Source organism: Flagellimonas sp. (assembly GCF_965233845.1).
Classification (GTDB): domain Bacteria; phylum Bacteroidota; class Bacteroidia; order Flavobacteriales; family Flavobacteriaceae; genus Flagellimonas.
Genome location: NZ_OZ247584.1, coordinates 884,680 through 908,875 on the forward strand (window position 1 = coordinate 884,680; position 24,196 = coordinate 908,875).

At 41.8% G+C, this 24,196-nt stretch carries 24 protein-coding genes and 1 other RNA gene; 17 read left to right on the top strand and 8 right to left on the bottom strand.

The features are described from left to right. Positions 1-135 precede the first annotated feature (135 nt). Complete coding sequence (gene lon, locus ACO6S0_RS04050; RefSeq protein WP_422350733.1) at positions 136-2,586, top strand: endopeptidase La; 2,451 nt, start codon at positions 136-138, stop codon at positions 2,584-2,586. 48 nt (positions 2,587-2,634) lie between these two features. Then, positions 2,635-3,318 carry a (d)CMP kinase gene (cmk, locus tag ACO6S0_RS04055; RefSeq protein ID WP_422350734.1) on the top strand — a complete coding sequence of 228 codons (684 nt, stop codon included), beginning with the start codon at positions 2,635-2,637 and terminating at the stop codon, positions 3,316-3,318. Between the two features lie 174 nt (positions 3,319-3,492). On the opposite strand, the gene ACO6S0_RS04060 is transcribed toward cmk, so the two are convergent. From ACO6S0_RS04060 to ACO6S0_RS04070, 3 genes are all read right to left on the bottom strand, one after another. Further along, positions 3,493-4,116 (bottom strand): FMN-dependent NADH-azoreductase, encoded by a 624-nt coding sequence (locus tag ACO6S0_RS04060; protein WP_422350735.1) that lies wholly within the window; start codon positions 4,114-4,116, stop codon positions 3,493-3,495. Between the two features lie 63 nt (positions 4,117-4,179). Continuing rightward, positions 4,180-4,761, bottom strand: a complete 582-nt coding sequence (locus tag ACO6S0_RS04065; RefSeq protein ID WP_422350736.1) for a Crp/Fnr family transcriptional regulator — start codon at positions 4,759-4,761, stop codon at positions 4,180-4,182. 307 nt (positions 4,762-5,068) lie between these two features. Further along, positions 5,069-5,449 carry a LysM peptidoglycan-binding domain-containing protein gene (locus ACO6S0_RS04070; RefSeq protein ID WP_422350737.1) on the bottom strand — a complete coding sequence of 127 codons (381 nt, stop codon included), beginning with the start codon at positions 5,447-5,449 and terminating at the stop codon, positions 5,069-5,071. Positions 5,450-5,715: 266 nt separating this feature from the next. Between ACO6S0_RS04070 and rpsA the strand changes: the two genes are divergently transcribed. From rpsA to ACO6S0_RS04115, 9 genes are all read left to right on the top strand, one after another. Then, positions 5,716-7,554 carry a 30S ribosomal protein S1 gene (gene rpsA / locus ACO6S0_RS04075; RefSeq protein ID WP_422350738.1) on the top strand — a complete coding sequence of 613 codons (1,839 nt, stop codon included), beginning with the start codon at positions 5,716-5,718 and terminating at the stop codon, positions 7,552-7,554. Between the two features lie 112 nt (positions 7,555-7,666). Further along, a complete protein-coding gene (gene pyrR / locus ACO6S0_RS04080; RefSeq protein WP_420399179.1) occupies positions 7,667-8,206 on the top strand; it encodes a bifunctional pyr operon transcriptional regulator/uracil phosphoribosyltransferase PyrR in 540 nt (179 codons plus the stop codon). 6 nt (positions 8,207-8,212) lie between these two features. Next, the gene (locus ACO6S0_RS04085; RefSeq protein ID WP_422350739.1) at positions 8,213-9,136 is read left to right on the top strand and encodes an aspartate carbamoyltransferase catalytic subunit; all 924 of its coding nucleotides are present in this window, start codon (positions 8,213-8,215) and stop codon (positions 9,134-9,136) included. Positions 9,137-9,140: 4 nt separating this feature from the next. Continuing rightward, a complete protein-coding gene (locus ACO6S0_RS04090; RefSeq protein WP_420399181.1) occupies positions 9,141-9,473 on the top strand; it encodes a ribonuclease Z in 333 nt (110 codons plus the stop codon). Beyond that, positions 9,470-10,375 (top strand): ribonuclease Z, encoded by a 906-nt coding sequence (locus tag ACO6S0_RS04095; RefSeq protein WP_422350740.1) that lies wholly within the window; start codon positions 9,470-9,472, stop codon positions 10,373-10,375. The genes ACO6S0_RS04090 and ACO6S0_RS04095 overlap by 4 nt, the downstream gene beginning before the upstream one ends. A 62-nt stretch (positions 10,376-10,437) precedes the next feature. Further along, on the top strand, positions 10,438-11,085 hold the full coding sequence (pdxH, locus tag ACO6S0_RS04100) for a pyridoxamine 5'-phosphate oxidase (protein ID WP_422350741.1): 648 nt from the start codon (positions 10,438-10,440) through the stop codon (positions 11,083-11,085). 10 nt (positions 11,086-11,095) lie between these two features. Continuing rightward, entirely contained in the window at positions 11,096-11,581 is a 486-nt protein-coding gene (locus ACO6S0_RS04105; protein ID WP_422350742.1) for a SixA phosphatase family protein, read from the top strand. 3 nt (positions 11,582-11,584) lie between these two features. Continuing rightward, positions 11,585-13,660, top strand: coding sequence for a polyphosphate kinase 1 (gene ppk1, locus ACO6S0_RS04110; protein WP_422350743.1), 2,076 nt, complete (start codon positions 11,585-11,587; stop codon positions 13,658-13,660). 10 nt (positions 13,661-13,670) lie between these two features. Beyond that, positions 13,671-14,558, top strand: coding sequence for a Ppx/GppA phosphatase family protein (locus ACO6S0_RS04115; protein WP_422350744.1), 888 nt, complete (start codon positions 13,671-13,673; stop codon positions 14,556-14,558). Here the strand turns inward: ACO6S0_RS04115 and ACO6S0_RS04120 are convergent. Both ACO6S0_RS04120 and ACO6S0_RS04125 read right to left on the bottom strand, forming a co-directional pair. Beyond that, positions 14,555-15,136, bottom strand: coding sequence for a tRNA-(ms[2]io[6]A)-hydroxylase (locus ACO6S0_RS04120; RefSeq protein ID WP_422350745.1), 582 nt, complete (start codon positions 15,134-15,136; stop codon positions 14,555-14,557). The genes ACO6S0_RS04115 and ACO6S0_RS04120 overlap by 4 nt on opposite strands. Before the next feature lie 57 nt (positions 15,137-15,193). After that, complete coding sequence (locus tag ACO6S0_RS04125; RefSeq protein ID WP_422350746.1) at positions 15,194-16,924, bottom strand: DNA polymerase III subunit gamma/tau; 1,731 nt, start codon at positions 16,922-16,924, stop codon at positions 15,194-15,196. A gap of 108 nt (positions 16,925-17,032) precedes the next feature. Here ACO6S0_RS04125 and rnpB point away from each other — a divergent pair. Then, an RNA gene (rnpB, locus tag ACO6S0_RS04130) (RNase P RNA component class A) lies at positions 17,033-17,330 on the top strand. Positions 17,331-17,357: 27 nt separating this feature from the next. Here the strand turns inward: rnpB and ACO6S0_RS04135 are convergent. From ACO6S0_RS04135 to ACO6S0_RS04145, 3 genes are read right to left on the bottom strand one after another with little or no spacing between them, the layout of a single operon-like run. Next, positions 17,358-17,906 carry an RsmD family RNA methyltransferase gene (locus ACO6S0_RS04135; RefSeq protein WP_422350747.1) on the bottom strand — a complete coding sequence of 183 codons (549 nt, stop codon included), beginning with the start codon at positions 17,904-17,906 and terminating at the stop codon, positions 17,358-17,360. After that, positions 17,906-18,739: a DUF3822 family protein gene (locus ACO6S0_RS04140; RefSeq protein ID WP_422350748.1), complete on the bottom strand. Its 834-nt coding sequence runs from the start codon at positions 18,737-18,739 to the stop codon at positions 17,906-17,908. Before ACO6S0_RS04140 ends, ACO6S0_RS04135 begins: the two co-directional genes overlap by 1 nt. Next, a complete protein-coding gene (locus ACO6S0_RS04145) occupies positions 18,720-19,367 on the bottom strand; it encodes a hypothetical protein (RefSeq protein WP_422351794.1) in 648 nt (215 codons plus the stop codon). Before ACO6S0_RS04145 ends, ACO6S0_RS04140 begins: the two co-directional genes overlap by 20 nt. 194 nt (positions 19,368-19,561) lie before the next feature. On the opposite strand from ACO6S0_RS04145, the gene ACO6S0_RS04150 reads away from it, so the two are divergent. The 5 genes from ACO6S0_RS04150 to ACO6S0_RS04170 are packed head-to-tail and all read left to right on the top strand — an operon-like array spanning position 19,562 to position 24,161. After that, entirely contained in the window at positions 19,562-20,995 is a 1,434-nt protein-coding gene (locus ACO6S0_RS04150; RefSeq protein WP_422350749.1) for an ATP-dependent DNA helicase, read from the top strand. Between the two features lie 30 nt (positions 20,996-21,025). Beyond that, positions 21,026-21,592: a DUF4126 domain-containing protein gene (locus tag ACO6S0_RS04155; RefSeq protein ID WP_422350750.1), complete on the top strand. Its 567-nt coding sequence runs from the start codon at positions 21,026-21,028 to the stop codon at positions 21,590-21,592. Positions 21,593-21,628: 36 nt separating this feature from the next. Then, positions 21,629-22,342 (top strand): 3-deoxy-manno-octulosonate cytidylyltransferase, encoded by a 714-nt coding sequence (gene kdsB, locus ACO6S0_RS04160; RefSeq protein ID WP_422351795.1) that lies wholly within the window; start codon positions 21,629-21,631, stop codon positions 22,340-22,342. Then, positions 22,333-23,037 carry an HAD family hydrolase gene (locus ACO6S0_RS04165; RefSeq protein WP_422350751.1) on the top strand — a complete coding sequence of 235 codons (705 nt, stop codon included), beginning with the start codon at positions 22,333-22,335 and terminating at the stop codon, positions 23,035-23,037. The genes kdsB and ACO6S0_RS04165 overlap by 10 nt, the downstream gene beginning before the upstream one ends. Next, the gene (locus tag ACO6S0_RS04170) at positions 23,037-24,161 is read left to right on the top strand and encodes an iron-containing alcohol dehydrogenase family protein (protein ID WP_422350752.1); all 1,125 of its coding nucleotides are present in this window, start codon (positions 23,037-23,039) and stop codon (positions 24,159-24,161) included. Before ACO6S0_RS04165 ends, ACO6S0_RS04170 begins: the two co-directional genes overlap by 1 nt. The last annotated feature ends 35 nt before the right edge of the window (positions 24,162-24,196 follow it).

Below are 24,196 nucleotides of genomic sequence, written 5' to 3' on the forward strand. Positions count from 1 at the left end.
GGAATTGCCTTTATAGCATTGAATATGGGTTCAAATGCCTTGATATCACTTAGTTTTAAGGTGATTTACCAGTTGAGCGGCCCAAGATGAACAGAAGATTTATGTCATTGGTGACAAAATGACCGAAAATTAGATATGGGAGAGATAAAAATTTCAAGTTTTAATAATATATCCATGCAGGGAATAGACGAAGATGCCGAATTGATACCCTTGCTAACTCCGGAAGATGAGGAGGAGATGAATAGGGAGATGCTGCCTGAAACCCTTCCGGTGCTTCCTTTGCGCAATACCGTACTTTTTCCTGGAGTCGTTATACCCATTACGGCGGGTAGGGACAAGTCCATTAATTTGATCAAGGATGCCAACAATGGTTCCAAGACCATTGGAGTGGTATCCCAAAAGGATGAGGAAACCGAAAATCCAGGAGTTAAGGACATAAATACTTTGGGTACGGTGGCCCGAATTTTAAGGGTACTACAAATGCCCGATGGCAATACCACGGTAATTATCCAAGGTAAGAAGCGGTTTGAAATTGCCGAGGTAATCACGGAGAAACCTTATTTTACGGCTACGGTGAAGGAAGCTTTGGAGGAACGTCCGGATGAATCCAGTGAGGAATTTGCCGCCATCATTGATTCCATAAAAGAACTGGCCTTTAAAATCATAAAGGATAACCCCAACATACCTAGCGAAGCCACCTTTGCTATCAAGAACATTCAGAGCAATTCCTTTTTGATCAATTTTGTCTCTTCCAACCTTAATTTGACTGTTGCAGAGAAACAAAACTTGTTGGAAATTCCCAATCTGCAAGATCGCGCCTTGACCACATTGAAGTACATGAACATGGAACTTCAAAAACTGGAGTTAAAGAATGATATCCAGTCCAAAGTGCGCAACGATATGGATCAGCAACAACGTGAGTATTTCCTTCACCAGCAAATGAAAACCATTCAGGAGGAATTGGGCGGTATTTCTTATGAAGAGGAAGTGGATGAGATGCGCGCCAAGGCCAAAAAGAAAAAATGGGACAAGAAGGTAAAAGAGCATTTTGAGAAGGAATTGGCCAAAATGCAACGCATGAATCCCCAGGTTGCGGAATACTCCATTCAAAGGAACTACTTGGACCTGTTTTTAGATCTTCCTTGGAACGAATTTTCCAAAGACAAATTCGACCTGAAAAGGGCCCAGCAGATTTTGGACAGGGACCACTACGGCCTGGAGGATGTAAAGCGAAGAATTATAGAATATTTGGCAGTGTTAAAGCTGCGAAACGATATGAAATCGCCCATTTTGTGCCTATATGGCCCTCCCGGTGTGGGTAAAACATCCCTTGGGAAATCGGTAGCCGAGGCCTTGGGTAGGGAATATGTGCGCATGTCTTTGGGCGGACTTAGGGATGAGGCCGAAATCCGGGGACATAGAAAGACCTACATAGGTGCCATGCCCGGACGAATTGTACAAAGCTTGAAGAAAGCAGGTACGTCCAACCCAGTGTTCATTTTGGATGAAATAGACAAGCTATCCAACAGTCACCAGGGAGATCCTTCCTCTGCCATGTTGGAGGTTTTGGATCCCGAACAGAACAGTGAATTCTACGATAATTTCCTGGAGATGGGCTATGATCTATCCAAAGTAATGTTCATTGCAACAGCCAACAATCTGGGAACCATTCAGCCCGCACTTCGCGATAGAATGGAAATTATCAACGTAACGGGATACACCATTGAGGAAAAAGTGGAAATTGCCAAAAAACATTTGCTTCCCAAGCAATTAAAGGAACATGGACTTTCTACCAAGGATTTAAAAATTGGGAAACCCCAATTGGAAAAAATTGTGGAAGGTTACACACGGGAATCAGGGGTTAGGAACCTGGAAAAACAATTGGCTAAAATGGTGCGCTATGCAGCCAAATCCATAGCCATTGAAGAGGAATATAATATCAAGGTTACCCATGAGGATGTAGAAAAAGTATTGGGTCCTGCACGTTTGGAACGGGATAAATATGAGAATAACGATGTTGCCGGAGTGGTAACCGGACTGGCGTGGACCAGTGTTGGTGGCGATATTCTGTTTATCGAGTCCATTCTATCCAAAGGAAAGGGAACGCTGAACATTACTGGAAACCTGGGCAAAGTGATGAAGGAATCCGCAACGATTGCCATGGAGTACATAAAGTCCAATTCTGATTTGTTCGGGATCAACCCTGATGTATTTGACAAGTACAACGTGCACATTCACGTGCCTGAAGGCGCTACGCCAAAAGATGGGCCCAGTGCGGGAATTACCATGTTGACTTCCTTGGTTTCCTTATTTACACAACGAAAGGTGAAGAAAAGTTTGGCCATGACTGGGGAGATAACACTTCGCGGCAAGGTACTCCCTGTAGGTGGAATCAAAGAAAAAATCCTGGCTGCAAAAAGAGCCAGAATCAAGGAAATTATTCTTTGCGAGGACAACCGGAAGGACATCGAGGAAATAAAACAAGATTACCTTAAAGGTCTTACGTTCCACTATGTTTCGGATATGAGCGAAGTAATTGAGATTGCCGTCACCAACCGAAGAGTAAAAAACGCAAAAACACTTTAATTCAGTTTAACAACGGGAACTTCCTCCAATTCTATCTATTTTTGGGATATGGGAAAAATAACCATAGCCATAGATGGCTATTCTTCCACCGGAAAGAGTACCATCGCAAAAAAATTGGCCAATGCCCTCAACTATATTTACGTGGATACCGGTGCCATGTATAGGGCAGTTACGCTACATGCATTGAACAATGGCTGCGTGGGCGAGGAAGAAGACCTTCCGTCCTTGATTGCCGATTTACCCAACATTGATTTAAAATTTGTGCCGAACCCAGAATTGGGGATGTCTGAAATGTTCCTTAATGGAAACAACGTGGAAAGAGAGATTAGGGCAATGGAGGTTTCGCGACATGTGAGTAGGGTAGCTACCATTCCCGAAGTACGGCATAAGCTAGTGGAGATGCAACAGCAAATGGGCAAGGAAAAAGGTTTGGTGATGGATGGTAGGGACATTGGAACGGTTGTCTTTCCAGATGCGGAACTAAAGATCTACATGACGGCATCCCCAAAAGCCAGGGCCACACGTCGTTATAAAGAACTTTTAGATCGAGGGGAATTGGTCTCTTATGAAGAAGTGCTGGAAAATGTTCAGAAAAGGGATTTTATTGATTCTACCCGAGAGGTTTCACCCTTGCGAAAAGCTGATGATGCCATTGAATTTGACAATAGCGATATGGGCTTAGAGGAGCAGTTTGAGCGGGTTTACGATTTGGCCCAAAGAGTAATTGCCTAACAAGGGCAGAAAGTCTGGGTTGAAAGCGTTTTCTTGAAACCCACTTAGGGCAACATATCCGGTCTGTAACGGTTTACGCCCTAACTATTTTGTACCACACCTCGATGAATGGAAAAATGGTTCAAGCGGGTACTTAAACCGCTGAGACTTGTACATTTTGTTCGCAGCCGTTTTTCAAATCTGTTCAATCTTTTGGTAGATTTCCTTTTTGGAGTTTTCAAATATTTCTCCACCAAACTCTTCGTTGTCCAATGAAATTATTGAAATGTCCTTTATTCCCATTATCCCGAAAACGAACTTTAAGTAGGTTGTTTGGAAATTCATATGCTCGTTTTTTTCGTTTTCTCCATAACCTGTGTCTCCACGACTTGACAGAATGAACATTTTTTTGTTTTCAAGAAGTCCAACATAATCACCGTCTGGTTTACCTGATCGGAATTTCCAAGTTTCGTTGATCCTCATAAGTTGGTCGATGTAAGATTTTAACCCGCTCGGAATTGACCAGTTGTACATTGGCGTACCCAAAACATAAATGTTATGTTCCTTAAACTCTTCAACCAGTTCATTGCTAAACCTAACACCCAACTGGTTTTCGCTTGTTCTTTCGCTTGGTTTGACAAATGCACTTGCAATCCATTTTTCGTTTATTGGTGGTATTTCTTCCAATCCAACCTCTCGGTAGGTAAATTGGTCCTTCGGATTTTTCTTTTTCCAATTGCCCTCAAAAAGTCGTGTTAGTTTTCTACTGTGCGATTTTTCCCTTCTAACACTTGCGTTGATGATCAATACTTTGTTCATGTTCTTAAATTTTAGTTATGAAACAAAGTTCCGAATGGGGCAATTGCAAAAAATTGATGTAGGTTAAGATGCTTGGATTTTTTTTCGCATTCTACTCAAAAATTCAGGAGTAACTCCCAAATAGGAAGCAATTAGATAGTTGGGTACCCTTTCGGCGATCTTGGGGTAATTTTTCAAGAAGTCCAAATATCGGTGTTCGGCGTCAAGAATGTTATTTAAGATTATTCTGCGCTGTAAACTCCCAAGGTAATTTTCAAGGATGATTCTAAAAAAACGCTCAAGTTTTGGAATTTGCTTTAGCATTTCCTGAAAGGCGTAGTGGTGGATCTGTAGAAGTGTGGTTTTTTCGATGGTTTGAATGTTGTAAATCGAAGGTTTTTGTTTTTGAAAACTTTCAATATCCGTTGCCCACCAATTTTCCACCGCAAAATAGAGGATTTCCTCCTTTCCTGTTTCGGGGTTGATATAAAAAGCCTTTAGTGTTCCATCAACCACAAAATTATCAGTGCGGCAAGTTTCCCCGTTTCTCAACAGATAATCTCCTTTTTCAAGCATTTTCTCTTGCCAAAACGTTTCAATCAAATTTTCTTCTTCAGAATTTAATTTAACGTGTTTTGTAATGGACTTGATTAGTTGCTCTTTCATTCGAATGGTTGCCAACAGCAAGCTAAAAAATGCTCTAATGATTCATTTTTTGCATGCTATAAGTGAAGTTCGGGAATTTCAGTGAAAAAATGAAAATAGAACTTAACCAAAGCCCCTTTTGAATTGACGGATGTAGTATATGAGTTTATGGGCTTCTTGGATGGAGCCCCATGGAATAGCAGTTTGTTATTAGCCAACATTCGTGACACCTGCCTGCCGGCAGGCAGGTTCGTGTCACACCATTTAGAAAAGAAAAAACGGCCAAGTATAACTACCTGGCCGCCTTATATTGTTGTAAAACTATGTATTACAAATTCGGAATTACCAATTCTTGATCAGGATGAATCAAATCAGGATTCTTTAAGATATTGGTATTGGCCTCAAAAATTTGTTTGTACTTCATGGCATCTCCGTAGTAATGCTTGGCAATCTTGCTTAACGATTCTCCACTTTTTACCGTATGTCTGTGATATACAGAATCATCGCCCACAGTAATGTTGGCTTTAATATCTGAAGGACTTTGACCTCCTATTTCCTTGATTTTATCCCAAAGAATGTTCTTTTCATAAGGGGTTGCGGCCTCACCTTTGATTTTCAAAATGCCTCCTTCCTCAGATACGTCACCACCTTTTATTGCCAATTCCTGGCCCAAATCCAAAACTGCTTGATATTTTGCTTTTACACTCATAATGTTCCTTAATGTTTAAATGGTTAATACTAAGAAACAAGATATCAATAAAAGTCACATTTTGGCTTAATTTATCATTAATAATCCATGGATTTGAAATAGTGTCAATAAGGGTTTGTAAAACAAGGAATTAATTGTATTTTTGCACTCCTTTTTTGGCGATTGGCAAGAGAAAAAAGGGAACAGTAAAAAAGTTAATAATATTAATCGCTTCCGCAGCATCGCCAAGCTCTTGAAAACTGTGGAATACAAATTTAAATCAGCACATGGCTGAAGAAAAAGCAAAAGTTGAGGTGGAAGAAACCACCACTGCTGTAGAAGTTAAAGAAGAAGTTCAAACCCAACAAGATCCCCAGGAATTTTTGGAAAACTTCGACTGGGACAAGTACGAAGAAGGTATTGAAAAGGTCGAAGACAGTAAATTGAGCGAGTTTGAAAAGCTCGTAGAGGAGAATTTTGTGGATACCGCCGATGAGGAGGTAGTTGAAGGAAAAGTGGTGCACATGACCGATCGTGAGGCCATTATCGACATCAACGCAAAATCCGAAGGAGTTATCTCCCTCAATGAATTTCGTTACAACCCAGATCTTAAGGTAGGGGACAAAGTTGAGGTTCTTATTGATATACGTGAAGACAAAACCGGTCAATTGGTATTGTCGCACAGAAAAGCAAGAACCATCATGGCATGGGATCGAGTTAATGCTGCCCATGACAAGGAGGAGATCGTTACCGGTTTTGTAAAATGCAGAACCAAAGGTGGTATGATCGTGGACGTATTTGGAATTGAGGCGTTCTTGCCTGGATCTCAAATTGATGTGAAGCCAATCCGCGATTATGATCAGTATGTAGGAAAGACCATGGAGTTCAAGGTGGTGAAGATCAACCACGAGTTCAAGAACGTTGTGGTTTCCCATAAAGCACTTATCGAGGCCGATATTGAAGAGCAGAAGAAGGAGATCATCGGTCAGCTTGAAAAAGGTCAAGTATTGGAAGGTGTGGTCAAAAACGTTACATCTTACGGGGTATTCATCGACCTTGGTGGTGTAGACGGATTGATCCACATTACCGATCTTTCCTGGAGCCGTATCAACCACCCGAACGAGGTTGTTGAGTTGGATCAGAAGTTGAACGTTGTAATCCTTGATTTTGATGACAACAAATCCAGAATCCAGCTAGGTCTTAAGCAATTGGAGAAACACCCATGGGATGCCTTGGGCGATGAGATCAAAATTGGAGACAAAGTAAAAGGTAAGGTAGTTGTTATTGCAGATTACGGTGCCTTTATCGAGGTTGCTGAAGGTGTTGAAGGATTGATCCACGTTTCTGAAATGTCTTGGTCAACACACTTAAGATCTGCACAGGATTTTGTGAAAGTTGGAGACGAAGTTGAAGCGGTTGTATTGACCTTGGATCGTGAAGATCGCAAAATGTCCTTGGGTATCAAGCAATTGACGCCAGACCCATGGACCGATATCACTTCCAAGTATCCTGTTGGATCCAGACACAAAGGAATTGTTAGAAACTTTACCAACTTTGGTGTCTTTGTAGAAATGGAAGAAGGTATTGACGGATTGATCTATATCTCCGACCTATCTTGGACCAAGAAAATCAAGCACCCATCTGAGTTTGTTACCGTTGGTGACACTTTGGAAGTGGAAGTATTGGAATTGGACGTGGAAGGACGTAAGTTGAGCTTGGGTCATAAGCAGACTACCGAAAACCCATGGGACAAATATGCTGATGAGTTTGCTGAAGGAACTATTCACAAGGCAGCTATCGCAGAGGTTGTTGATAAAGGTGCAACCATCAATTTCAATGAGGATATTGTAGGATTCGTTCCTTCAAGACACATGGAAAAAGAAGATGGTAAAAAACTTGGCAAAGGAGAAGAGGTCGATTTCAAGATCATTGAATTCAACAAGGACTTCAAGAGAGTTGTGGCAAGTCACACAGCAATCTTTAGAGAGCAAGAAGAACGCAATATCAGTGCTGCTAGAAGAAAAGCTGCAGCATCTGCAGAGGAGACCAAGACTACTTTTGGTGATGCCAATGCACAGTTACAGGCGTTGAAGGATAAAATGGAAGCGGATTCCAAGAAAAAGTAATCCGATATCCTATCAAAACAAAAGCCTTGCTGGAAACAGCAGGGCTTTTTTGTGCAGCAAACTTTTGTAGAAATGTTTACTTTTGCATGCAACCCAGTTGGTAGCCTAGCAAATGAGTCAAAAAGTACTTCTTACCTCCAAAGAGATAAACATCATACTGCACCGTCTGGCCTGTCAACTTTTAGAAAACCATCTCGATTTTTCAAACACGGCCTTGATTGGAATACAGCCAAGGGGCGTTTTTTTAGCGGAGCGATTGACCAAGATCTTAAGGGAAGAGTACAAGGTAAAAGACATTGAACTGGGGTTTTTGGACATCACTTTTTATAGGGATGATTTTGGACGTGGCGATAAGACGTTGAAAGCCAACACTACCAAGATTGACTTTTTGGTGGAGGACAAAAACGTTGTTTTTATTGATGATGTGCTCTATACGGGAAGAAGTATCAGAGCAGCCCTGACTGCAATCCAATCCTTTGGTAGACCTTCAGATATTGAGCTTTTGACCCTGATAGACAGAAGGTTTAGTAGGCACTTGCCCATCCAACCCAATTATAGAGGTCGACAGGTAGATGCCATCAATGAGGAAAAGGTCAAGGTAATGTGGGAGGAGAACGACGGGAAGGATGTTGTGTATTTAGTAAATAAATAATTGGAAATGAGCGAACTAAGTGTAGATCACTTATTAGGAATTAAGTATCTGAACAAGAAGGATATAGAGCTCATTTTTGAAACCGCCGACCATTTTAAGGAAGTCATAAACCGTTCCATTAGAAAGGTGCCCACGCTTAGGGATACTACCATAGCCAACATTTTCTTTGAAAACAGCACGCGCACCAAGCTTTCTTTTGAATTGGCGGAAAAACGGCTGTCCGCAGATGTAATCAATTTCTCCGCCTCCCAGTCTTCGGTAAAAAAAGGTGAGACCTTAATTGATACTGTAAATAATATTCTCTCCATGAAAGTGGATATGGTGGTCATGCGCCATCCAAATCCGGGAGCGGGAATCTTTTTATCAAAGCATGTGGATGCATCCATCATTAACGCGGGGGATGGTGCCCATGAACATCCAACCCAAGCTTTACTGGATTCCTATTCTATTCGAGAGAAATTGGGAGATGTGGGCGGAAAAAATGTAGTGATTGTTGGCGATATCTTGCACTCCCGAGTAGCACTTTCCAACATTTTTGCCCTAAAGCTACAAGGTGCCAACGTAAAGGTATGTGGCCCAAAGACGCTGATTCCAAAGCATATTGAATCTTTGGGGGTACAAGTTGAGACCAACCTCAGGAAAGCACTGGAATGGTGCGATGTGGCCAATATGCTTCGCGTTCAAAATGAACGGATGGACATTAGTTATTTCCCATCCACCAGGGAATATACCCAACAATTTGGGGTGAACAAGGCATTGCTCAATAGTCTGGACAAACAGATTGTGATCATGCACCCTGGACCCATCAATCGCGGGGTTGAAATCACAAGTGATGTGGCAGATTCAAATCAATCCATTATCTTAGAGCAAGTTGAAAATGGAGTAGCCATCCGCATGGCGGTAATTTACCTGCTGGCGGCTAAAAAATAAAACCATGATTTTTGATAAGGAAGGAACAACGACCATTGTTTTCCAGGAAAAAACCTCCCTTAAAACCTTCCTGGATAACTTGAGAAAAGGGTATCCCAAAATCAAGCACGATAACATTATTGTGAACTTGTTCTCGTTTAGTAAATTATCCGCTGGAGATGTATTGGAATTTTTGGATATCTCAACAACACATAGAAGCACCAACAAATCATTCATTCTAGTGACCAGTAAGGTTTCCTACGATGAGATTCCGGATGAAATCAATGTGGTGCCAACCATTCAAGAGGCTAAGGATCTTATAGAAATGGAAGAAATTGAGCGCGATTTGGGTATATGAAGTTGACGATTTTAGGCTGCTATTCAGCCACCCCGCGAACGTTTACCAACCCTACCTCCCAAGTCCTGGAGGTAAGAAACCATATTTTTTTAATTGACTGTGGAGAAGGTACCCAAGTACAGTTAAGAAAATACAAGATTAAGTTTTCCCGGATTAAACATGTTTTTATTTCCCATTTGCACGGGGATCACTTTTTTGGACTTCCAGGCCTCATTTCCACCTTTAGATTACTGGGTCGGGAATCTGAATTGCATATTTACGGCCCAAAGGGAATCAAAGAAGCGGTGACCCTTTTTTTAAAACTGGGGGATTCTTGGACCAATTACCCATTGATTTTTCACGAACTTGAATCCAAGGAAACAGAATTGGTGTTTGAAGATGATGCTGTAAGTGTACAGACCATCCCCCTTGACCATAGAGTGTATACCAATGGCTTTTTATTTAAAGAAAAGCCAGCACCAAGAAAGCTGGATGTAAATGCGGTCGCTGAACATGAAATTGACCGTAGCCAATTCAACAACATAAAAAATGGGGCCAATGGGAAAACGGCCAACGGAGTTGAAGTTGCCAATCAAAAACTTACTTTGGACCCACCGAATCCCAGAAGTTATGCCTTTTGTAGTGACACGGCATATAATGAAACCATCTTACCCCTAATTGAAAATGTGGATGTACTGTACCATGAGTCCACTTTTTTGGAGGCTGAGTCCCGATTGTGTCAAAAAACAAAACATGCAACGGCCAAACAAGCGGCCCAGATTGCGCAAAAGGCAAATGTGGGGAGTCTTATTTTGGGACATTATTCCACTAGGTACAAGACCATTGACCTATTCAAAGAAGAAGCCTTGGAGGTATTTCCCAGGGTGGCCTTGGCCGATGACGGAAAATCTTTTGATATCTAGCCCTTTCTGCCTTTCTATTCTGCCTTCTTTTGTTGAAATTTGTGTAGAACCTATTTGGGAATATGCAAGAAGACTTAAGCAGTTATCGAAAATCATACAAAAAAAGTAGTTTGGTGGAAGGTTCCATCAAGGAAAATCCGTTGGAGCAGTTTCAAAAGTGGTTTTATGAGGTTGAGGCTGCTGGTGGACCTGATGAACCCAACGCCATGACCATTTCCACCATAGGTTTGGATGGTTATCCGAAAAACCGTGTGGTACTCATGAAAAAGTACACGCACGAAGGGTTTATTTTTTATACCAACTACAATAGCGAAAAAGGCCGGGCTATTTTGGCAAATCCCGCAGTGTGCCTTTCCTTTTTTTGGCCCAATTTGGAGCGTCAGGTAATCATAAAGGGAAAGGCTGAAAAAATTGCTGAGAACCTGTCTGATGGCTATTTCGAATCAAGACCTGTGGGCAGTCAGCTGGGTGCTGTGGTGTCGGATCAGAGTGAAGTCATTGGTTCAAGGGAAGTATTGGAAAAGAAGCTTGCCGAACTAGAGAAAGAACTGGAGGGAAAAGAAATTGAAAGACCCAAGCATTGGGGCGGTTATCTGGTACGGCCGGTATCCATTGAATTTTGGCAGGGAAGACCGAATAGGCTTCATGACAGAATTAGATATGAACTTCAGGAAGATTTGAACTGGAAGATAGAACGATTGGCACCATAAAGCGATTATAATGAAACAAATAATTCTGGTCAGACATGGAAAATCGTCTTGGGCATATGATGTTTCGGACAAAGACAGACCGCTAAAAGAACGAGGGATAAGGGATGCTGGCTTGGTGTCCAAAAAGTTTGCTGAAAATAAGCTTCCCATTGATTTTGCTTTTTCAAGTCCGGCCAACAGGGCACTCCACACCAGTATGATCGTTCTACGGAATATCGGTTTTGATCTGGACAATTTTCAGGTCAACGAAGCACTTTATGACTTTTCTGGTAATAGCGTTGCAAACTTTGTTCACGGCCTGGATAACAGTCACCAAACCGTTATGATATTTGGACATAATTATGCCTTCACAACGCTTGCAAATACATGGGGAGATCAGTATATTGATAACGTTCCCACATCGGGACTGGTTCACATCAAATTCAACGTGGATAGTTGGAACAAAGTGGCAAAAGGAACTTCAGAAACGGTAATTTTTCCAAAACACCTTAAATAATTCATGATCAAAGTAAAGAACGAATACGTAAACAGGGAAATCAGTTGGTTGCATTTTAATGCAAGGGTACTTCAGGAAAGTGTGGATAAAAAAGTTCCACTGATAGACCGGTTAAGGTTCTTGGGAATATTCAGCAATAATCTGGATGAGTTTTTCAAAGTGCGGTATGCAACCGTCAAACGCATTGTGGATGCTGGAAAAAAAGGAAAGAGTGTTTTGGGTGGCGAAAAGGCCAAGGATTTGTTGGAGGAAATCACGAAGATTGTTATTGAACAACAAGCGCGTAGCCAAGAAATTCTGGAAAGTATAGAGGAAGAGCTTAAAGACAAGAACATTTTTATCATCAACGAGGATGAGATCAATGAAAACCAGGCTGAGTTCATTCGGGAATACTTTTTCAAGAAGGTGAACCAGGAGTTGATGACCATTATCCTAAATGATCTGACTGAATTCCCATTGTTAAAGGATACGGCTGCTTATTTGGCGGTGAAAATGGTCATGAAAAATGAAAATGGCACCCCCAATAACAATAGATATGCACTTATTGAGATACCGAAAGGGATAGACCGCTTTGTTGTGCTGCCCAAAGAAGGGGATAAAAATTATATCATAGTTCTTGATGATCTCATTCGTTTTTGTTTGGACAGTGTGTTCACCATGTTTGAATTTGAGTCGATTTCCGCCCATATGATCAAGATTACCCGAGATGCGGAGTTGGATATTGACAATGATTTGACCAAGAGTTTTATCCAAAAGATCTCTTCCAGTGTAGAGCATAGAAAGATCAGTGATCCCGTACGCTTTGTTTATGATAAAAGTATAGACAAGGACACGCTTCAGTTCCTAAAAGAGAAGATGAACATAGTGGATACCGATAGTGTTATTCCTGGAGGTCGTTATCACAACCGTCGCGATTATATGGGGTTTCCTAGTTTGGGACGCCATGATCTCATGTACGAAAAAATAGAGCCACTTCCTGTAAAAGGGTTTAGCATGAATGGGAGTCTACTGGAGCTGATAGCCCAAAAGGACTACATGATCTATACCCCTTATCACACCTTTTCCTATGTGACCAAGTTTTTAAGGGAGGCAGCACTGGATCCAAAGGTTAGGGCCATTAAAATCACTATTTACAGACTTGCCAATGATAGCCAAATAGCCGCTGCATTGGTCAATGCAGTTAAAAACGGCAAACAAGTTACCGTGCAGATTGAATTGCAGGCCAGATTTGACGAACAAGCCAATATCCAATATGCCAATCAGCTCCAGGCGGAAGGAATCCGATTGATATTCGGTGTTCCCGGCCTTAAAGTACACAGTAAGATTTGTTTGGTAGAGCGGGAAGAATCCGAAGGCATTAAAAGATATGGATTCATTAGTACTGGGAATTTCAACGAATCCACCGCCAAAATCTATACAGACTATACCTTGTTCACCTCCCATGAGGGAATCCTTAAGGAAATGGCCAGGGTATTTGATTTTTTTGAAACCAACTACAAGATCCATAAATACAAGCATCTGGTAGTATCTCCGCACTATACCAAGTCTACCTTTATGAAACTTATAGACAATGAGATTGCCAATGCATTGGTGGGCAAGGAAGCCTTTATCAAAATTAAAATGAACAGTCTTACCTCCTACAAAATGGTGGACAAGCTTTACGAGGCAAGTAGAGCAGGGGTAAAGGTGCAGCTTATTATTAGGGGCGTTTGTTGTTTGATTCCAGGTGTTTCCGGTATGAGCGAAAATATTGAGGCCATCAGTGTGGTGGACAAGTTTTTGGAACATCCAAGACTCTTCATTTTTGGGAATGAGGGGAATCCAAAAATCTATATTTCCTCTGCCGATTGGATGACACGTAATCTTGACTTTAGGGTGGAGGTAGGCTGCCCTATTTACGATTCGGATATTAAACAGGAACTATTGGATACTTTTGATATTTCATGGAAGGACAACCAAAAAGCCCGGGTTTTTTCTGCGAATCAGGACAATGCCTACCGCGAAAAAACAGCCGAGGATACAGAAACGAGATCCCAGTTTGCCCTGTATGATTATTACAAACTGAAATTAGAATCCTAACTCTTTCAAATTGATCATTCGAAAGTTGGCCGCAATTGATATTGGCTCCAATGCCGTTAGGTTGTTGGTGCACAATGTTATTGAGCATGAAGATAAACCTCCTTCCTTTAAAAAAAGCGCCCTTATTCGGGTACCCGTCAGGTTGGGTGAGGATTCCTTTTCCAAAAAGGAGATTTCGGAACACAGCCTACAACGTCTGATCAAAACCATGAAATCCTTTGATTTGCTGATGCAAATTTATGGGGTGGAAAAATATATGGCCACTGCAACTTCTGCACTACGCGAAGCTAAAAACGGGTATGAAGTTACGGAAAAGGTATTTAGGGAATCAGGCATACGCATAGAAATTATTGATGGAAAGAAGGAAGCAGCGATTATTGCCTCAACGGACTTAAAGGAGCTTATCAAGGATGATAGGACCTACCTATATGTTGATGTGGGAGGTGGAAGTACAGAGTTTACCATATTTAACAGGGGAAGTTTAAAAGCGTCAAGATCTTTTAAAATAGGCACACTTAGGATTTTGAACCAACAGGTCAAGGAACAGGCTTGGAATATGGTTCGGGAATGGATTACCTCCAATTTGAAGGGTGAGGGCAAAGTTGAGATTATCGGTTCTGGTGGAAACATCAACAAATTACACAAGATGTCCGGAAGGAAAATAGGTCAGCCCTTGTCCTATATTTGGCTCAACGCCCAATACCATTTCTTGAACAGCATGGATTATGAAGACCGGATTTCTGAGCTGGGCCTAAATCAGGATAGGGCGGATGTAATCATTCCCGCAGCCAAAATTTTTCTCTCGGCAGCCAAATGGAGCGGGGCCAAAAAAATTCATGTGCCCAAAATTGGTTTGGCAGATGGGGTAATCAAGACGCTGTATTACCAGGAGGATTAGCCGTGCATGGTTTCCTTTTTGCCTAGATTTTTCATGAGTTCAGCCTCATATTCCAACAATTGCTGCCATTTTTCATCCACTTCCTCACGATTTCCATATTTACGTGCGAATTTTAAGAACATGGTATAGTGATTGGCTTCACTGGCCATAAGACTTCTATAGAACTCAGATAGTTCCGCATCATTGATTTCTTCGGAAAGCAGTCTAAACCGCTCACAACTTCTTGCTTCGATCATGGCAGCGTAGAGTAACTTGTGTATAAGATGGATTTCCCTGCTGCCTCCTTTTGGGAAAAACTTCATAAGTTCAATCACATACTCATCCTTGCGTTCCCTACCAAGTACCCAGCCTCTTTTTAGTATTTTGTCATGAACCATATTAAAATGGCCCATTTCCTCCCGGGCCAAAGCGGTCATTTCCTTGACCAATTCAGATTTTTCGGGAAACCCTATAATCAGGGAGATCGCCATACTGGCAGCTTTTTGCTCGCAATACGCATGATCGGTAAGAATTTCTTCAATGTTCTTCTCCACAATATTCACCCATCTTGGGTCCGTTGGCAGTTTTAATCCCAGCATTGTTCTTGAATTTGTTTTAAGGCGTAAAGATAAGCGTATTCCAACAATGGGGCGGGCTTAAAAGTCGAGGTCAAACTCTTGGCGCAGCATGTCAATGGCCGGATTCTTTTCCCGGAGCTTTTCATATTTCTCCTCTGGGGTAAACGCAAATTTCTTGGCTACCTCCTCATTGACTGTGATATACAAACTAATGGAATGGTTGTTCAGTTTTTGTTTTAGGTAATCCATCATAAGGCTCTGTTCCCGTTCCACCTCCTTTTTCATGGTGCCGTTGGGAAGTTCAATCCAAATGGTTTGTTGGTCCTTTAGCTTGGGAACATCGGTTTGAAGATTACTTGCCAAGATTTTACGGCCTTTATCCTCCAAATGTTGTACAAAATCGTTCCAATGGGCCTGCATATCCGCTTCACTGAACTTTTCTTTGGGTAAATCTTTCTGATTTATGGCGGGTGCCTTCACATTTTCATGCGCTTTTTTGGTTTTAATACTGCGCAGCGATAAGCCCGATACTCTTCTTTCAGGAGACTTTATATGGATTTTTGGAGTAGGGGTTGGTGGAGCTATCCCAACCTTGGCTTCAACCTCTGGTGCCTCCGTTGGAACGGCCACAGGTTCAGATACATCTACTTCCTTTGCTTCGGATTCTTGTTTTGGAGCTGGGGCATCGATTCTTTCTTGTGTGGTCTTAAAGAAAGAGGCGGGAACTATGAAATTAAGGTTTTTTTTTTCTCCATTAAACGTAATGGAGGCCAATTTCATCAAAGTAAGTTCAACTAAAAGACGTTGGTTTTTGCTGGTCTTATACTTGAGGTCGCAATCGTTGGCAATTTCCAAAGCTTTCAACAAAAACTGCTGATCTACCTTTTTCGCTTGATCTTTATACTGTTGCTTTACATCCTCACCAACTTCCAATAGGGCATGGGTATCTTGATGTTGGCAAACCATCAAATCCCTAAAATGGGAGGCCAGCCCTGTGATGAAATGATGCCCATCAAATCCCAGGGATAAGGTTTTATTGAACAAAATCAACAAATCGGGGATGTTGTTGTCCAAAATTAAATCGGTGGTGGAGAAGTAGGTATCGTAATCCAGCACATTCAAATTTTCAGTGACCGCCTTTCGCGTCAACTCTTTCCCCGAGAAACTTACTACCCTATCAAAAATAGACAAGGCATCCCTCATGGCACCATCTGCTTTCTGGGCAATGATATGCAGTGCACTTTCTTCAGCTTTAATCCCTTGTTCTTCTGCTATATATTTTAGGTAATCCGCAGCATCCTTGACCGTAATTCGCTTGAAATCAAAAATTTGACAGCGGGATAGAATGGTTGGGATAATCTTGTGCTTTTCGGTGGTGGCGAGGATAAAAATGGCATGCTTGGGTGGCTCTTCCAAGGTCTTTAAAAACGCATTGAAAGCAGATTGGGAGAGCATATGAACCTCGTCTATGATATAGACTTTGTACTTACCTACCTGTGGAGGTATGCGAACTTGGTCTATAAGACTTCGAATGTCATCCACAGAGTTGTTGGAGGCCGCATCAAGCTCAAAAATATTGAAGGCAAAATCCTCATCTTCCCGTTCTGTACCATCTTGGTTTATTTTTTTGGCTAAGATTCGCGCGCAGGTGGTTTTACCTACCCCACGAGGGCCGCAGAAAAGTAAGGCTTGGGCCAAATGATTGTTTTCAATGGCGTTGTCCAAAGTATTGGTAATAGCACCTTGCCCCACAACATCTTTAAAGGTCTGGGGTCTGTATTTCCGTGCCGATACAATAAACGGTTCCAAAAGGGGTAAGGTTTTGCTTTACTACAAATATAAAAATAGGAAGCGGCAAAGAAATAGAGGGAGGAACTTCATCGCTTTTTTTTATTAACAATTGGTTTACCTTTGCCGCCAGCAGGCCACCTTATCGCCGCAGTCCCTTTGGGATTGGGGAGGAAAGTCCGGACACCATAGTGCGGCATAGCGGGTAACGCCCGTCCGTTGAAAAACGAGGACCAGTGCAACAGAAAGCAAGTACAGTTAGGCTGTAGTGAAATCAGGTAAACTCTATGCGGTGAAACGCCACGTATACCAGTGTTTGAGGGCTGCACGCCCAAATTGGAGGGTAGGCGGTTAGAGCTTTTGGGCAACCAAATGCCTAGATAAATGATAGGGACATACAGAATCCGGCTTATGGCCTGCTTTTCTAAATAGCTGTTTATACATTTAGACTCCGTTATTCGGATACTCCCACTTCAAAAAAACTAAAAACGCTTCCCCCGTATTTTCTTTGTTCAGAAAAATGATCATGTTGGGAGAGATCGGTCTGGGCAGCGTGTTCAACAATCAGGAGTCCCTCATCCAATAATAGGTTATTTTCAAAAACCTGATCTACAATTTTCAGAAATTGGTTGGTATCAAAATTATAAGGGGGGTCGGCAAAAATGATGTTGGCTTGTTCCTTGGTACGCTCCAAAAAGCGAAACACATCCGACTTAACGGCGACAATGGGAAAATCCAGTTCCTTTGCGGTTTTGGAAATAAACTGGGCACAGCCGGAAAAACTGTCAACAGCAATAATTTCCTTGCTTCCCCTGGAACCAAATTCAAAGCTGATGTTACCTGTACCTGCAAACAAATCCACGACCTTTACATCATCCAGGTAATACCGATTGTTCAAAATGTTGAAAAGTCCTTCTTTGGCCATATCCGTTGTAGGTCTGACGGGAAGTTTTTTTGGCGCGGTAAGTCTTTTGCCCTTGTACTTGCCAGAAATAATACGCATTACAACTTGCTTAAGGAAGTAAAATCAATGGCCTGACTTTCCAATTGATCCAAAGGATAGTTGGAATCCACAGGAACGAAAACGGAAACAGATTGGATATACGAATAGCAAAGTTCAAAAATGGCATCCCCTTCCTCCACAAGTCCAAACAACTTGAGTTGCACCTGTTCCAAATCAATCTGAAGTTGTTCCAAACTAAAGAGCAAGAAATACAGGAAATCCTCCTTGGTCTTGTATTCAAAATGATTGTAAAAGAGCAGCTTTTTATCCGATATGACCACAATTTCCATTTCCTTTTCCGCCACATGAACGTAACACACGGGTTGGGATGTTGCGCGGGTTTGGTTCAATAAAGTGGAAATTAAGACGGTACCGGTATGTTTAAACTCGAAGGCTCCGAAAAGATCAAAAATATGATTGTTCACATTGGTAAAGGGAACATAAACATTGACAAGGTCGTGGTTGGCAATTTCATCATGGGCAATATGATCATTGGCCATTATTTTGGCATTGAACTTTAAATAGTTGGCAAGCTCCTCTTTTTTGAACAAAGCTTTGGGCACAAGACTAAACAGGCGATTTTTATGAATAACCACCACTTCTGAAAAGTTGGTGCCCACCGTGCTATTCTTGTTGAGCACGGCCTTAAGCTCCTTAAGGAGCAAATAGGGGGTAGAAGCCGTTTTGAAGCTTACCTTTTCAAATGCCAGGATCTCATTGGAAATGGTATCCAGCACACAAAAAGAAAGTCCATTCAAACCAACTTGAATGGACAATTTCTTAAAAGTGTTTTCGGATTTTTGCTCCGAGATATTATTGGTCTTTTCTGTCATAGATTGGAGGCCAGTTTCCATTGGTGCTCACATCGGTAAGCGAACCAACCTTAATTTCTGTTCCATTCACCTCTTCCACACTTTGATGGGCATTTTCTCTAGCCAACAAATCGGCAGGCTGATCGTATAGTATCAAATCCTTTTTTGCTTTGGCTTCAAAAACTGGAGCTTTATATCCTTGCTTGTCGATGATATCAGCTTTCATTTCAAATTTTTCTCCACCCTGGGCATAAGGAATGTCCATCATGGTCTTGTAGCGATCATCATTTTTGAAAAGGGAATCCTTCACCTTGATAAACCCTAAAGTATCTATGATCACAGTATCTACTTGCAAGTCAATTTGGTAAACCTTGTCATAACGCATAAAGGAAGAATCCTTCTGGCTGGTAATGGTATAACTTCCCGTATCTACAAACTGAACCAAACTATTGAAATTGCTGGCAAATCGTCCGTTTACTGTTTTATAGGCTTCTTGGGAATCCCTGATATCCTTTAGCTTGGCGATAACACGGGAAAACCTTTCTTTTCTTACCTTTTTGAACTCAATGGGGGCGTTGATGGATTGATAGATTTTGTAGCCAAGAAAAATGCTCAAAAGGCCAAAGGCAATTACCAAAACAGGCTTGATTTTTTGAGGCAAAAATCTGTCAATTAGGAATACAAGGCCTATGGTCACAAGGCAAATAACAACAACAATAAGAATTAAGTTTAACATGCGAATATTGTCTTTCTTAGTTAATTTAGCGGTTACTGACAAATCTACAATTTTTTTTTAATCACGAAACTTTTTGCTTTAAAAATCCATACCATCCAAACCAGCCTATGACAGACCCTACACCTTCAGGATTTTTAGAGATTCTATACCAAAAATTTCCTCACGAGCCCACCCTTAAACAGAACATTGCATTAGAGAAGCTTTCCAACTTTGTTTTTGTCAAGAAGGAGGAGCGGGTTTTCCTATTAAAAGGGTTTGCGGGAACTGGTAAAACAACTTTGGTGGGAACGGTGGTCAATAGCCTGTGGAAAATAAGAATGGGCTCCGTTTTATTGGCTCCAACTGGAAGGGCTGCCAAAGTCATGTCTGTCTATTCCGGAACAAAAGCGTTCACCATTCATAAAAAGATATACTTTCCCAAAAAACAATCTGGAGGAGGCATTCAGTTTGTATTGGCTCCCAACAAGCACCGCAATACCCTATTCATAGTGGATGAGGCCTCCATGATTCCAGATACTCCTGCAGATTCCAAGTTGTTTGAAAATGGATCGCTCCTGGATGACCTGATGTATTATGTGTATTCCGGACATAACTGTAAATTATTGTTGATAGGGGATACTGCGCAGTTGCCCCCGGTTAAACTGGATTTAAGTCCCGCTTTGGAAGAGGACAGGATTGCACTGAATTACAATAAGGAGGTGGAGAGCCTGGAATTGGATGAAGTAATGAGGCAAACCCATGATTCGGGTATCCTTTATAATGCAACGCATTTAAGGGAACAGTTACAGACCCAATTCTATGATAGCTTTCAATTTGAATTGGGATCTTTTAAGGATGTGGTCCGATTGGTGGATGGAACCGAAATCCAAGAGGCCATTGATTCTTCTTATACAAATGATGGCAAGGAGGAAACGGCAATCGTCGTGCGATCCAATAAAAGGGCAAACCTGTACAATCAAAACATTAGGGAACGCATTCTTTTTCTGGACAACGAAATTGCCGTGGGGGATTATATGATGGTGGTGAAGAACAATTACTTCTGGCTTCGGCCCAATTCCGAAGCTGGTTTTATTGCCAACGGAGATATTTTGGAAATCCTGGAACTCTTTGCTATCAAGGAATTGTACGGGTTTTCATTTGCTGAGGTCAAGGTTAAAATGGTGGATTACCCTAACCAAAGACCCTTTGAAACGGTCCTGTTACTAGATACGATCAAGGCCGAGACCCCTTCACTTTCCTATGAAGATGGCAACAGGCTGTATCAAGAGGTGATGAAGGATTACGACCATGAAAAATCCAAGTACAAAAAGTTTTTGGGAGTGAAGAACAACAAGTTCTTTAACGCGCTGCAGGTGAAGTTTTCCTATGCCATAACCTGCCATAAGTCGCAAGGTGGGCAATGGAACAATGTTTTTGTGGAACAACCCTATTTGCCCAATGGGGTGGACAAAGATTATCTGAGATGGTTGTACACTGCGGTTACCCGAGCCAAGGAAAAACTATTTTTGATTGGATTCAAGGATGATTTTTTTCTTGACTAGGAATATTCTATTTTAGACAAAGCCATGGGCATGACACCAGATACTATAATAAGCATTTTTTTGGGCATTGGCCTGGCCGCCTCCGTTGGATTTAGGGTTTTTCTGCCCCTATTCGCACTGAGTTTGGCCGCATATCTTGGAGTTTGGGATCTCAATGAAAATTGGGAATGGATTGGGAGTTTGGCGGCCTTGATTACCTTAGGTGTGGCCACCTTGGTTGAAATATTCGCTTATTTCATCCCATGGGTGGACAATGCCTTGGACAGTTTGGCCGTTCCCTTGGCAGCCATTGCCGGAACTGCAGTGGTAGTATCCACTGTGGCCAACCTTGATCCCGTGGTAACCTGGTCTCTTGCCATAATAGCAGGAGGGGGTACGGCAACCGCCATAAAAGGGGCCAACGCAGCAGGAAGACTAACCTCAACAGCAACTACCGGCGGTGTGGCGAACCCCGTGGTATCCACCGTAGAGACAGGTACGGCCGTGGTCGTATCCACAGCCTCTATTTTGGTGCCACCCATTGCCGCTATTCTAGTAATCATTATTTTGGTCGTCATTTTTAGAATTTATCGCAAATTGCGGCCAAAAAGGAGTTAGATAAAATTTTAATCAATTTAGGTGAAGATTATTTCCATGATACCGGCCCGGTACCAGGCCTCTAGATTTCCCGCTAAACTAATGCAGGATTTAAAGGGCAAACCGGTTATTGTTCGTACCTATGAGGCAGCAGTCCAAACAGGTTTATTTGATGAAGTGTTTGTGGTCACGGATAATGATGTTATTTATGAGGTAATCACTTCTATTGGAGGAAAGGCACTTCGCAGTAAACACCATCATGAAAGCGGAAGTGATAGAATTGCAGAGGCCGTGGAAAGCATGGATGTGGACATCGTGATCAATGTGCAGGGCGATGAACCCTTTATAGACAAGGAAAGTCTAACCAAGGTAATTGAGGTGTTCAAAAGCGATGATAAGAAAGAAATTGACTTGGCTTCTTTGATGACCCCGATTTCGGATTGGGACGAAATTGCAAATCCCAACACGGTAAAAGTCATTGTGGACAAGGAGGATTTTGCCTTGTATTTTTCAAGGTCGCCGATTCCTTATCCAAGAGATGAAGAGGTAGAAGCCACCTATTACAAACACAAGGGCATATATGCCTTTAGAAAAAGGGCCTTAATGGATTTTCAAAGACTGCCCATGCGCTCTTTGGAGGCCAAGGAAAAAATTGAGGCCATCCGATTTTTGGAATATGGAAAAAAAATAAAAATGGTGGAAACTCACGTGACCGGCATAGAAATTGATACCCCCGAAGACCTAGAACGAGCCAAAAAAGCATGGATATAAATTTTAAAGACATAAAGGTCATTGGTTTTGATGCCGACGACACACTCTGGGTAAACGAAACCTATTTTAGGGAGACCGAGGAACGCTTTGCAGAGTTGTTGGAGGGATATGAAACCAAAAACAAGATTGACCAGGAACTTTTCAAGGTTGAAATGCAAAACCTGGAACTCTATGGATATGGAGTAAAGGGATTTGTACTATCCATGATTGAAACCGCATTGGATTTATCCAACAACAGGATTTCCCAACAAACCTTAACCGAGATTTTGGAATTGGGCAAAAAAATGATATCCCACCCTGTGGAACTATTGGATGGGGTAGAGGAAGTACTGTCCAAATTGGAGCATAAGTACAGGCTCATTGTGCTTACCAAAGGCGATTTGTTGGATCAGGAGCGAAAGCTGGAGAAGTCGGGAATTTCTAAATATTTTCATCACGTAGAAGTATTAAGTGATAAAAAAGAGAACAATTACCGCAATCTATTGGAGCATTTGGAGATAGATGTTGCGGAGTTCCTGATGATCGGCAACTCCCTTAAATCGGATGTCCTACCCATTTTGAATATCGGGGCCAAAGCCATTCATGTACCCTTTCATACGACTTGGGCACATGAAATGGTTACTGAAGATGAACAGATAAACAATCATCTGAAATTGAACAATCTCAAGGATGTTCTAAAGTACTTGGAAAATTAATGAAGATGAACTATAACTTGGAAAGCAAGGAGACCATATCAAAAAATACCTCGTACAGGAACTTCCCCATGGTTCCTAGGGTAATTTTCGGAAAAGGAAGTTTTTCCCAGTTGGGTGAAATACTTTTACCCCAAAGACGAAATTCTGACGCTCCCTTTATCTTTTTATTGGATGACTTTTTTGAAAACAGGAGTTTGGCCAATGAAATCCCTTTGATGTTCAACGATGAGCTCATCTTTATTTCGGCAGATGAGGAGCCAAAAACTGCGCAGGTGGATGCCTTGGTTGCAAGGATTCGCGAGAACTTTGATGAACTTCCTTCAGGAATTGTAGGTATAGGAGGGGGAACCCTACTGGATTTGGCCAAAGCGGTATCCATACTTTTGAACAATGATGGCTTGGCGCAGGATTACCAAGGGTGGGATCTGGTACAGCGTCCCGCCATATATCATGTTGGGGTTCCGACCATAAGCGGAACAGGAGCAGAAGTCTCACGTACCACTGTACTGTTGGGGCCGGAGAAAAAACTGGGTATCAACTCTGACCATACCACCTTTGACCAGGTAATCCTAGACCCGGATTTGACACAAACCGTACCCAAGGAACAATGGTTCTATACGGGAATGGACTGTTTTATCCATTGTATAGAATCTTTGGAAGGGACCTATTTGAACGCTTTTAGTCAAAGCTATGGCGAAAAGGCATTGGATTTATGCAAGGAAGTTTTCTTGGAGGATCATCCAGAAGAGGCTGCAAGGGATATGCTTATGATGGCCTCTTGGCATGGAGGGATGAGCATTGCGTATTCCCAGGTGGGGATAGCACACGCCATGAGTTATGGTCTGTCCTATCTTTTGGGAATCAAACATGGAATTGGAAACTGTTTGGTATTTCAACATTTGGAGGAGTTCTATCCAGAGGGAGTGAAACTCTTTAACCAGATGCTTTCAAAACATAATATTCAAATGCCCAAAGGTATATGTTCAAACCTTTCACAAAGTGATTTTGATACTATGGTGGAAGTGTCTCTGGGAATGTGTGCATTATGGGAAAATGCACTGGGGAAGGATTGGAAAAGCATTATGACCCCTGAGCGACTCCAAGAGCTCTACTCCCGAATCTAGGAAGCCTTTCCTTTTGCTTAAAATAGTATTGATAT

Excerpts from the sequence above, each read along its gene's own strand:
- ACO6S0_RS04140 (WP_422350748.1), bottom strand. The coding sequence starts at position 18,739 with ATGACAGAAAAGACCAATAATATCTCGGAGCAAAAATCCGAAAACACT.
- ACO6S0_RS04090 (WP_420399181.1), top strand. The coding sequence starts at position 9,141 with ATGATTTTTGATAAGGAAGGAACAACGACCATTGTTTTCCAGGAAAAA.
- cmk (WP_422350734.1), top strand. The coding sequence starts at position 2,635 with ATGGGAAAAATAACCATAGCCATAGATGGCTATTCTTCCACCGGAAAG.
- ppk1 (WP_422350743.1), top strand. The coding sequence starts at position 11,585 with ATGATCAAAGTAAAGAACGAATACGTAAACAGGGAAATCAGTTGGTTG.
- ACO6S0_RS04085 (WP_422350739.1), top strand. The coding sequence starts at position 8,213 with ATGAGCGAACTAAGTGTAGATCACTTATTAGGAATTAAGTATCTGAAC.
- ACO6S0_RS04155 (WP_422350750.1), top strand. The coding sequence starts at position 21,026 with ATGACACCAGATACTATAATAAGCATTTTTTTGGGCATTGGCCTGGCC.
- ACO6S0_RS04070 (WP_422350737.1), bottom strand. The coding sequence starts at position 5,449 with ATGAGTGTAAAAGCAAAATATCAAGCAGTTTTGGATTTGGGCCAGGAA.
- pyrR (WP_420399179.1), top strand. The coding sequence starts at position 7,667 with ATGAGTCAAAAAGTACTTCTTACCTCCAAAGAGATAAACATCATACTG.
- ACO6S0_RS04065 (WP_422350736.1), bottom strand. The coding sequence starts at position 4,761 with ATGAAAGAGCAACTAATCAAGTCCATTACAAAACACGTTAAATTAAAT.
- ACO6S0_RS04170 (WP_422350752.1), top strand. The coding sequence starts at position 23,037 with ATGAAGATGAACTATAACTTGGAAAGCAAGGAGACCATATCAAAAAAT.
- ACO6S0_RS04135 (WP_422350747.1), bottom strand. The coding sequence starts at position 17,906 with ATGCGTATTATTTCTGGCAAGTACAAGGGCAAAAGACTTACCGCGCCA.
- pdxH (WP_422350741.1), top strand. The coding sequence starts at position 10,438 with ATGCAAGAAGACTTAAGCAGTTATCGAAAATCATACAAAAAAAGTAGT.
- ACO6S0_RS04095 (WP_422350740.1), top strand. The coding sequence starts at position 9,470 with ATGAAGTTGACGATTTTAGGCTGCTATTCAGCCACCCCGCGAACGTTT.
- rpsA (WP_422350738.1), top strand. The coding sequence starts at position 5,716 with ATGGCTGAAGAAAAAGCAAAAGTTGAGGTGGAAGAAACCACCACTGCT.
- lon (WP_422350733.1), top strand. The coding sequence starts at position 136 with ATGGGAGAGATAAAAATTTCAAGTTTTAATAATATATCCATGCAGGGA.
- ACO6S0_RS04105 (WP_422350742.1), top strand. The coding sequence starts at position 11,096 with ATGAAACAAATAATTCTGGTCAGACATGGAAAATCGTCTTGGGCATAT.
- ACO6S0_RS04165 (WP_422350751.1), top strand. The coding sequence starts at position 22,333 with ATGGATATAAATTTTAAAGACATAAAGGTCATTGGTTTTGATGCCGAC.
- ACO6S0_RS04150 (WP_422350749.1), top strand. The coding sequence starts at position 19,562 with ATGACAGACCCTACACCTTCAGGATTTTTAGAGATTCTATACCAAAAA.
- kdsB (WP_422351795.1), top strand. The coding sequence starts at position 21,629 with ATGATACCGGCCCGGTACCAGGCCTCTAGATTTCCCGCTAAACTAATG.
- ACO6S0_RS04120 (WP_422350745.1), bottom strand. The coding sequence starts at position 15,136 with ATGCTGGGATTAAAACTGCCAACGGACCCAAGATGGGTGAATATTGTG.
- ACO6S0_RS04060 (WP_422350735.1), bottom strand. The coding sequence starts at position 4,116 with ATGAACAAAGTATTGATCATCAACGCAAGTGTTAGAAGGGAAAAATCG.